Origin of the sequence: Granulicatella elegans ATCC 700633 (assembly GCF_000162475.2) — a bacterium.
GTDB lineage: Bacteria > Bacillota > Bacilli > Lactobacillales > Aerococcaceae > Granulicatella > Granulicatella elegans.
On the sequence record NZ_KI391971.1, the window covers coordinates 88,556 to 97,841 of the forward strand.

At 36.1% G+C, this 9,286-nt stretch carries 4 protein-coding genes, 1 pseudogene and 1 other annotated feature; all 5 genes and pseudogenes read left to right on the top strand.

The genetic code is table 11. From position 1 onward, the window contains the following. Positions 1-130 precede the first annotated feature (130 nt). Positions 131-5,235, top strand: a pseudogene (locus HMPREF0446_RS00355) (MucBP domain-containing protein); the annotation flags it as partial. Positions 5,236-5,454: 219 nt separating this feature from the next. Continuing rightward, entirely contained in the window at positions 5,455-5,634 is a 180-nt protein-coding gene (locus tag HMPREF0446_RS08840) for an LPXTG cell wall anchor domain-containing protein (protein WP_407635479.1), read from the top strand. 169 nt (positions 5,635-5,803) lie between these two features. After that, positions 5,804-6,622: a recombination regulator RecX gene (recX, locus tag HMPREF0446_RS00360; protein ID WP_006703749.1), complete on the top strand. Its 819-nt coding sequence runs from the start codon at positions 5,804-5,806 to the stop codon at positions 6,620-6,622. Then, positions 6,613-7,794 carry an A/G-specific adenine glycosylase gene (mutY, locus tag HMPREF0446_RS00365; RefSeq protein ID WP_006703748.1) on the top strand — a complete coding sequence of 394 codons (1,182 nt, stop codon included), beginning with the start codon at positions 6,613-6,615 and terminating at the stop codon, positions 7,792-7,794. Before recX ends, mutY begins: the two co-directional genes overlap by 10 nt. Before the next feature lie 101 nt (positions 7,795-7,895). Further along, positions 7,896-8,435: a nucleoside tri-diphosphate phosphatase gene (gene ntdP / locus HMPREF0446_RS00370; RefSeq protein WP_020991225.1), complete on the top strand. Its 540-nt coding sequence runs from the start codon at positions 7,896-7,898 to the stop codon at positions 8,433-8,435. Positions 8,436-8,861: 426 nt separating this feature from the next. After that, positions 8,862-9,286, top strand: a sequence feature (16S ribosomal RNA rRNA prediction is too short).

Consider the following 9,286-nt stretch of genomic DNA (forward strand, 5'->3'; position numbering starts at 1 on the left):
TGTGAAAAAACATCCGAAATTTTATAGTTATTGTTTGCAAATCGTGCACGAGAAGTATATAATATTTCTCGTGCATTATTTTTGTGCAATTTCTGACAAGATATAAAATTTTAAGAAAAGGGGAAAAAACATGTTTATTAATAAAAAAGATAAATTTTCAATTAGAAAACTAAAAAACGGTACCGGTTCAGTAAAAATTGGTACAGTTGCATTATTATTAGGTGCGACAGTAGCGTTAACTTCTGTAACGAGTACTGTAGAAGCAGCGATGACAGAAAACAGCGACAACACAACAACGATTTCTAATGATAAGGGATCAGTAATTGTAGATACAGCTAATATTCAGAACCCAGATGCAGGTAGGCAATTTTCAACTGATCCAACTGCAGAGGGAACAAATACAATTACTAAAACTGGAAAAGTAGATTACAAATATGTAACTGCTGAAGGAAATACTGTATTAGAAGAAAACAAAAACCAAAATTCTGGTGCTGATAAAACTATCGAAACACCATACGATGTATACGGTAAATCAGGAGAAGTTTTCAAAGAAACTACTGGTGGCGATGCAGAAGATAGCGACCTAAACGACGCTAAAGAAAATGGTAAGAAAGCAACAATCGAAAAAGATGGGAAAACTTACCACCTAATCGGAGAACCTAAAGTTGAAACTACTGGAAACGGTGGAGGAGTATACTCTGACACAACTCTAGGTGATGTAACCGCGAAACTTACTCCAGAAGGATTAAGTAATGCAGAAGGTAAAATCACTTATGATACTGTAAAAGCTGGTGGAAAAGCTTGGATCGTTGAGCAAATAGGAAAAGGAACATATGGTAAATATGTACAAGCTGATTCAGGTGCAATCACTTCTGATGCTAAGATGGTAGAAGCTTTCAAAGCTGGAGAAGCTGCAGCAAAAGACTTCACTTCAGCTAATGTAACTACTGACGGTGGAATCAAAGAAGGAGACTATGTTTTCGTCCTTGAGAAAAATACCTATGTAACAGCTAAAGCTGAGAGTTTCGCTTTAACAGCAAGTATACAATTGACATCTAGTGATAATGTAGCAGATGATAAAGATGGATCTGGGGCTACTGTAAAAAGAACATATGCAATGGTACAAAACTTTAAAGCGGCTCCAGATACTTTAACAGGAGTAGCAAACAAAACTCTTGTAAAAGGATATCTTGCATATCTTCAAGAAAAAGGATTTGAAGATAACCTCTTTAATTTCAAACGATATATTTCTTTAGGAATAGGGGCAAAAGCTGGTGATCCTAACGCGATTATTGCTGATAAGGGAGATCAAGTTGATGATAAAGGAAGACCTACAACTGATATAATAGCTGATATAGAAAGCGTTTCTGAATCAGATTCAAGTACTATAGAAGATACTCCTGATTTTGTTCTTAAATTAAATAGTCCTTCGCCGGATGTTGAAGAGTATTCTTATCGTGACGAAATCACTCCACTTCGTGCATATCGTTTAGCAAGTGGTACTACAACAATCACTTACACTTATGCAGAAGAAAAAACTCGTGAAGTAGAGAAAAAAGGTTCTGTAGTCGTTAACTACCAAACAGAGGATGGAACAGAATTAAAAGCTCCTTACACTGATACTCCTGAAACAGTAGTGGAAGTAGTAACTGAACACTACTATGTTGATGCTAATGGACAAGAAGTAGTAGTAGAAGATAAAACTGTTAGAACTCCTAAAAATGTAGCATATAACACTAAAAAAAATGAAGCTGAAAAACCTACGACACTTACAGATGCAGCTGGAAATGTTTACTACCTAAACGAAGTAAACACTAAAACTGCTGTAAACGATCAAGAAACTACATCACCAGCTGAAGAAGGTACAGTAGTAGAAGGTGTTACAAAAGTAACTTATATCTATGAAAAAGCTGGATCAGTAATCGTTAACTACAAAACTGAAGATGGAACAGCTCTTACAGGTACAGTAGTTGGTGATGAAAGCAAAACTGTAGCTTCAGGCACTAAAGATGTTGATAACGGAAAACCAGGAACAGCTTATAACACTGCAGATAATGGGCTAAAACCAACTCGTATTAAAACTGCAGAAGGAAAAGTTTACCAATTAGTTCCAGAATCAACTGAAGGTGAAGAAACAGGTGAAGTTGAATCAGGAACAACTAAAGAAGTAACATATGTTTATAAAGAAGTTAAAGGTAATGTTGTTGTTAAGTATGAAGATACTGAAGGTAACATACTTGCTGATGATGAACAAGACGAAACTGACGCTTCTCTAAATGTTAAATACGACACAGCTGATCACAAAAAAGAATCTATCGAAAAAGATGGTGTTAAATACTACCTAACAGAGAAAGCTCTAAAAGATGGTTCTAAACCAGCAACAGGAGACGTAGTAGAAGGAACAACTACAGTAACTTACGTTTACGAAAAAGCTGGATCAGTAATCGTTAACTACCAAACAGAAGACGGAACACCATTAGTAGGAACTGCAGATGGTGCTAATGTAGAATCAGGTGCTAAAGACACAACAGACGCTAAAGCAGGAACTGACTACAATACTGCAGACAACGGAATGAAACCAAACCGTATCACAACTGCAGAAGGAAAAGTATACGAACTAGTACCAACAGCAACTAAAGGTGAAGAAACTGGTAAAGTTGTTGCTGGAGAAACTAAAGAAGTAACATACGTTTATAAAGAAGTTAAAGGTAATGTAGTCGTTAAGTATGAAGATACTGAAGGTAACGTACTTGCTGAAGACGAAAAAGACGAAACAGATGCTTCTCTAAACGCTAAATATGATACAGCAGACCACAAAAAAGATGAAATTACTAAAGATGGTGTTAAATACTACCTAACAGCTAAAGAGCTTAAAGATGATTCTAAACCAGCTACTGGAGATGTTGTTGAAGGAACAACTACAGTAACTTATGTTTACGAAAAAGCTGGGCAAGTAGTAGTTAACTACCAAACAGAAGACGGAACTCCATTAGTAGGTGTTGATGCAGCAGGTGCGAATGTAGCTTCAGGTGCTAAAGACACTGTAGACGGAAGACCAGGATCAGCATATGACACTGCAGATAACGGAATGAAACCAAACCGTATCACAACTGCAGAAGGAAAAGTATACGAGCTAGTACCAGCATCAACTAAAGGTGCCGAAACAGGTACAGTAGTAGCTGGAGAAACTAAAGAAGTAACATATGTTTATAAAGAAGTTACTGGTGACGTAGTAGTTCACTATGTTGACACAGAAGGTAAAACAATCGCAGCTGACAAAGATGACCTTAAAGGTGCATCTCTAAGTGAAAGATATGACACTGCTGTTGATAATAAACCAGAAAAAATCACTGCAGAAGACGGAACTGTATACTACATTACAAAAGCTGGCCTTAAAGATGGTTCTAAACCAGAAACTGGAAATGTAGTAGAAGGTAAAACTGATGTAACTTACGTTTATGAAAAAGCTGGATCAGTAATCGTTAACTACCAAACAGAAGATGGAACTCCATTAACAGGTACTGCAGACGGTAAAGATATTGCTTCAGGTGCTAAAAATACTGACAATGGAAAACCAGGTTCTGAATTCAACACTGCAAATAACGGAATGAAACCAAACCGTATTACAACAGCAGAAGGAAAAGTATACGAACTAGTACCAACAGCGACTAAAGGTGACGAAACTGGTACTGTAGTTTCAGGTCAAACTAAAGAAGTAACATACGTTTATAAAGAAGTTAAAGGTAATGTTGTTGTTAAGTATGAAGATGCTGAAGGTAACACACTTGCTGAAGACGAAAAAGATGAAACAGATGCTTCTCTAAACGTTAAATACGACACAGCAGACCACAAAAAAGATGAAATCACTAAAGATGGTGTTAAATACTACCTAACAACTAAAGAACTTAAAGATGATTCTAAACCAGCTACTGGAGATGTTGTTGAAGGTACAACTACAGTAACTTATGTATATGAAAAAGCAGGACAAGTAGTCGTTAACTACCAAACAGAAGATGGAACTCCATTAGTAGGTGTTGATGCGAATGGCGCAAATGTTGCTTCAGGAGCAAAAGACACTGTAGATGGAAAACCAGGATCAGACTACAACGCTTCTGATAATGGAATGAAACCAACTCGTATCACAACTGCAGAAGGAAAAGTATACGAATTAGTACCAACAGCAACTAAAGGAGAAGAAACTGGTAAAGTTGCTACTGGAGAAACTAAAGAAGTAACATATGTTTATAAAGAAGTAACTGGTGATGTAGTAGTTCACTACGTTGATACAGAAGGTAACGTAATCGCAGAAGACAAAGAAGATACTAAAGGTGCTTCTCTAAACGCTAAATACGACACGACTGACAATAAACCAGAGAAAATTGAAAAAGACGGAACTGTTTACTATTTAACAGAAAAAGCTGTTAAAGATGGCTCTAAACCAGAAAACGGAAACGTAGTTGAAGGTAAAACTGAAGTAACTTATGTTTATGAAAAAGCAGGACAAGTAGTCGTTAAGTACACTGATGAAAAAGGTAACATTATTCAAGTGAATGCTGTTTCTACAAAAGACGGTAAACCAGGTGCAACGTACAATACTGCTGATAACGACATGAAACCAAACCGTATCACTACTCTAGAAGGAAAAGTATACGAATTAATCCCACAATCAACTAAAGGTGATGAAACAGGTAAAGTTAAAGCTGGAGAAACTATAGAAGTAACTTACGTGTACAAAGAAATCACTGGTAATGTAGTCGTTCACTACGTTGATACAGAAGGAAACACATTAGCTGCAGATACTAAAGATGTAGAAAATGGATCACTAAGTGAAAAATATGATACAACTGACAAAAAACAGAGAAAATCCAAAAAGATGGAACTGTTTACTACTTAACAGCTAAAGAACTTAAAGAAGGTTCTAAACCAGAAAACGGTGCTGTTGTAGAAGGTACTACAGAAATCACTTATGTATACGAAAAAGCAGGACAAGTAGTCGTTCACTACGTAGACGAAGCTGGAAACACACTTCAAACTGACGCTATTGACACTAAAGACGGTAAACCAGGATCAAAATACGATACTTCTGATAACGGAATGAAACCAACTCGTATCACAACTGCAGAAGGAAAAGTATACGAATTAGTACCAGCATCAACTAAAGGTAATGAAACTGGAGATGTTGAAGCAGGTAAGACTACAGAAGTAACATATGTTTATAAAGAAGTTAAAGAAAACGATAAAAACAAAAACTTAACTCCAAATAACCCAGCACAGCCAGCTAAGCCAGGAGAAGAAACTCCAAATAACCCAGCACAGCCAGCTAAGCAAGGAGAAGAAACTCCAAATAACCCAGCGCAGCCAGCTAAACCAGGAGAAGAAACTCCAAATAACCCAGCACAACCAGCTAAACCAGGTGAAGGAACTAACCCAGCAACACCAGGTACACCAGCTGAAATTGCTGAACCAGGAAAAGTAAATCCAGAAGTTGCAACAGGAACAACTGTAGCAACTAAACAACAAGAATTACCAAATACAGGTACAGGAAATGAAGTATCAATTTTTGGTGCTGCTGCAACAGCAATTTTTGCATCTCTTGGATTATTAGTTCCAGGCAAAAAACGTGATGAAGAGTAATTAAAATACGATTTATCAGTAATTGAATAAATGATTCAAATAAAGCTCAAAATTAGCGTGACGTTAATTTTGAGCTTTTTGCCTTTTGTGTGAGATTATAATAGGTATTCATATCGAAAATGATAAAATTTTGATACAATAGATAGGAAAATAGAAAGCGGGGGATATCATGCAAATAACTAAAATTGAAGTGCAAAAGAAAAAACAAAATCGTTTTAATATTTACATTAATGATGAATTTGCATTTGGAGTAGATGAAGCTACTTTATTAAAGTTCGCATTAACAAAAGGAACAGAATTAACGCAAGATACAATCCGTGAAATTGAACAGGAAACACAGTATCAAAACGCCTATCAAAAAGCGTTGCATTTTTTAAATTTTAAGCTTAGAACAGCAAAAGAAGTATATGAAAAGCTTGAAAAGTTAGACTTGTCTGATGAAGTAATTAATCAAGTTCTACAACAATTAATGGATCATGGATTTGTCAATGATCAGTTTTATGCAGAAAGTTATGTGCGAGAAAATTTTGCATTACAGAAAAAGGGGCCAAAAGCTGTAGCGTTTGAATTAAAGAAAAAAGGTGTGAATGACTCTATTATTCAAAAAGCTTTAGCGGAGTTTGATGAAGCGACACAATTAGATCAAGCAATAGAAATTGCACAAAAATATGTCGACCGACAAGGAAATGCACCTGTTAAGACAGTGAAACAAAAAGTGTATGGCTTTTTAATGCAAAGAGGATATGATTTAGATATCGTACAATCTGTAATTTCAAAATTGACATTTGAAAAGCAAGAAGAGAATGAAGAAGAACTAGTGATGAAACAAGGTGAGAGAATTTTGAAAACTTTACTTTCTAAATATGAAGCGACAGATTCACAAGTTTGGTATCAATTAAAAGGAAAATTATATCAAAAAGGTTTTAGTAGTTCTGCTATAGATGAAGCGATTGAAAAGTTGAAATGGGAGAGTGAAGAATGGATTTAGAGCAATATGGAATTAAAATGTGGTCTGAAGAGAAAATTACTTCATTTCAGGAAAAACTATTAGCATGGTATGACAAAGAAAAGAGAGATTTACCGTGGAGACATTCGAATAATCCTTATCATATATGGGTGAGCGAAATCATGCTGCAACAAACAAGAGTTGATACAGTGATTCCGTATTACTATCGTTTTCTAGAAACTTTCCCTACGATTGAGTCTTTAGCAAACGCACAAGAAGAAGAATTGCTTAAAGTGTGGGAAGGCTTGGGGTATTATTCAAGAGTCAGAAATATGCAAAAAGCTGCTCAGCAAATAATGGAAGAATATAATGGTAAATTCCCAGATACTATGGAAGAAATTCAAACTCTAAAAGGAATTGGACCGTATACAGCAGGAGCGATTGCTAGTATTGCTTTTAATTTACCAGAACCAGCAGTGGATGGAAACTTAATGCGTGTTATTAGCCGATTATTTGAAATAGGATTAGATATCGGTAACCCATCTAACAGAAAAGTATTTCAAGCAGTTGCAGAAAAAATTATTTCAAAAGAGCGACCTGGAGACTTTAACCAAGCATTGATGGATTTAGGGTCAGATATTGAGTCACCAGTAACACCACATCCAGAAGATAGTCCGGTAAAAGAATTTAGTGCAGCGTATTTAAATGGTACAATGCATTTATATCCAGTTAAAATTCCTAAGAAAAAGCCAGTACCAATGAAGTGGCAAGCATTTGTCATTCAAAATGATAAAGGACAATATTTGTTAGAGAAAAATACTTATGCAGATTTATTAAGTGGATTTTGGCATTTTCCATTAATAAGAGATTATACACCTACAGAACAACAATTGAGTTTATTAGATGAAATAGCAGAAGATCTTGAAGACTATCCAAATAAAAATATCCCGTTAGAAACGCAATTTGAATCAATTTATCAACTAAAGATTCAAAAAGGTAAGAAATTGAAGGGTGAAGTTAAACATATTTTCAGTCATCAAAAATGGGAAATTGAATTAACAAAATATCAAGTACAATCATATGATGAAATAGAAGAATTAAGTGATAGAGAATTAAGATGGGTAGAAGCAGAAGAGTTCTATAAAATGCCCTTTTCAAAAGTACAAACAAAATTATGGGAACATGTATCAGGGCAACTCGAGAATAATAAGTAGTAGATATTCACACAAGCGATGAAATGTGCTATACTACAATCGAGAATGAATGTAAAGAAAAGGGAGCTTTTCTAAAATCGATATAGAAGGTTGGACTCGTGATGCAAAATCCAAGAGAAGGAGAATTCATCACTGTCAAGAGTTATAAACATGATGGCAGTCTTCATCGTACGTGGAGAGATAGTATGGTATTAAAAACAAGTGACCAAGCAATTATCGCTTGTAATGATCATACTTTAGTAACCGAAGCGGATGGAAGACGTTGGCTAACAAGAGAACCAGCATTGTTATATTATCATAAACATTACTGGTTTAATGTAGTAACCATGATTCGTCAAAAAGGAATATCATACTATTGTAATCTAGCTTCTCCCTATGTATTAGATAAAGAAGCGTTAAAATACATTGATTATGATTTAGATATTAAAATATTCCCGGATGGTGAAAAAAGACTATTAGATGTCGACGAATATGAACAACACCGCCGACAAATGCATTATTCAAAAGAAATCGATCAAATTTTGAAGGCGAATGTTGAGATTCTAGTCGATTGGATTAATAATAAAAAAGGTCCGTTTTCACCAGAGTACGTTGACTTATGGTATGAACGTTATTGTCAACTAACCTATCGTAAACAATAACTCAAGGTAGTGTGAGTGAGAGAGTGTTTTGAAGTGAATGCTTCAAAACACTTTTTTCGTAAAAAATATAAAAAAAGTTACAAAAAAGACTTGAAAAATAAATCCAGCTATGGTAAATTATAAACACTGTTAACGAACGTTCGCATTTGAAGCGATTACGAAAAAGAAATTTAAAATAAATTTCAAAAAGTTGTTGACAGAGGAAAACGACTATGATAATATATAGGAGTTGTCGCGACAAGCGACGTTGACCTTTGAAAACTAAACAAAGAAGACAAACCAAATGTGTAGGGACTTCACGAAAGTGAAGAAACAACAATTTCTTTTCTCTAAGGAGAAAAACAATAAGTCAGTAATTAAAATGAGCTTTCAAAAGCTTATGAATATATTTTCATGAGAGTTTGATCCTGGCTCAGGACGAACGCTGGCGGCGTGCCTAATACATGCAAGTCGAACGAGAGCGACCGGTGCTTGCACTGGTCAATCTAGTGGCGAACGGGTGAGTAACACGTGGGTAACCTGCCCATCAGAGGGGGATAACATTCGGAAACGGATGCTAAAACCGCATAGGTTCTTTAGTCGCATGACTGAAGAAGGAAAAGAGGCTTCGGCTTCTGCTGATGGATGGACCCGCGGTGCATTAGCTAGTTGGTGAGGTAACGGCTCACCAAGGCCGTGATGCATAGCCGACCTGAGAGGGTGATCGGCCACATTGGGACTGAGACACGGCCCAAACTCCTACGGGAGGCAGCAGTAGGGAATCTTCCGCAATGGACGCAAGTCTGACGGAGCAACGCCGCGTGAGTGAAGAAGGATTTCGGTTCGTAAAACTCTGTTGTTAGAGAAGAACA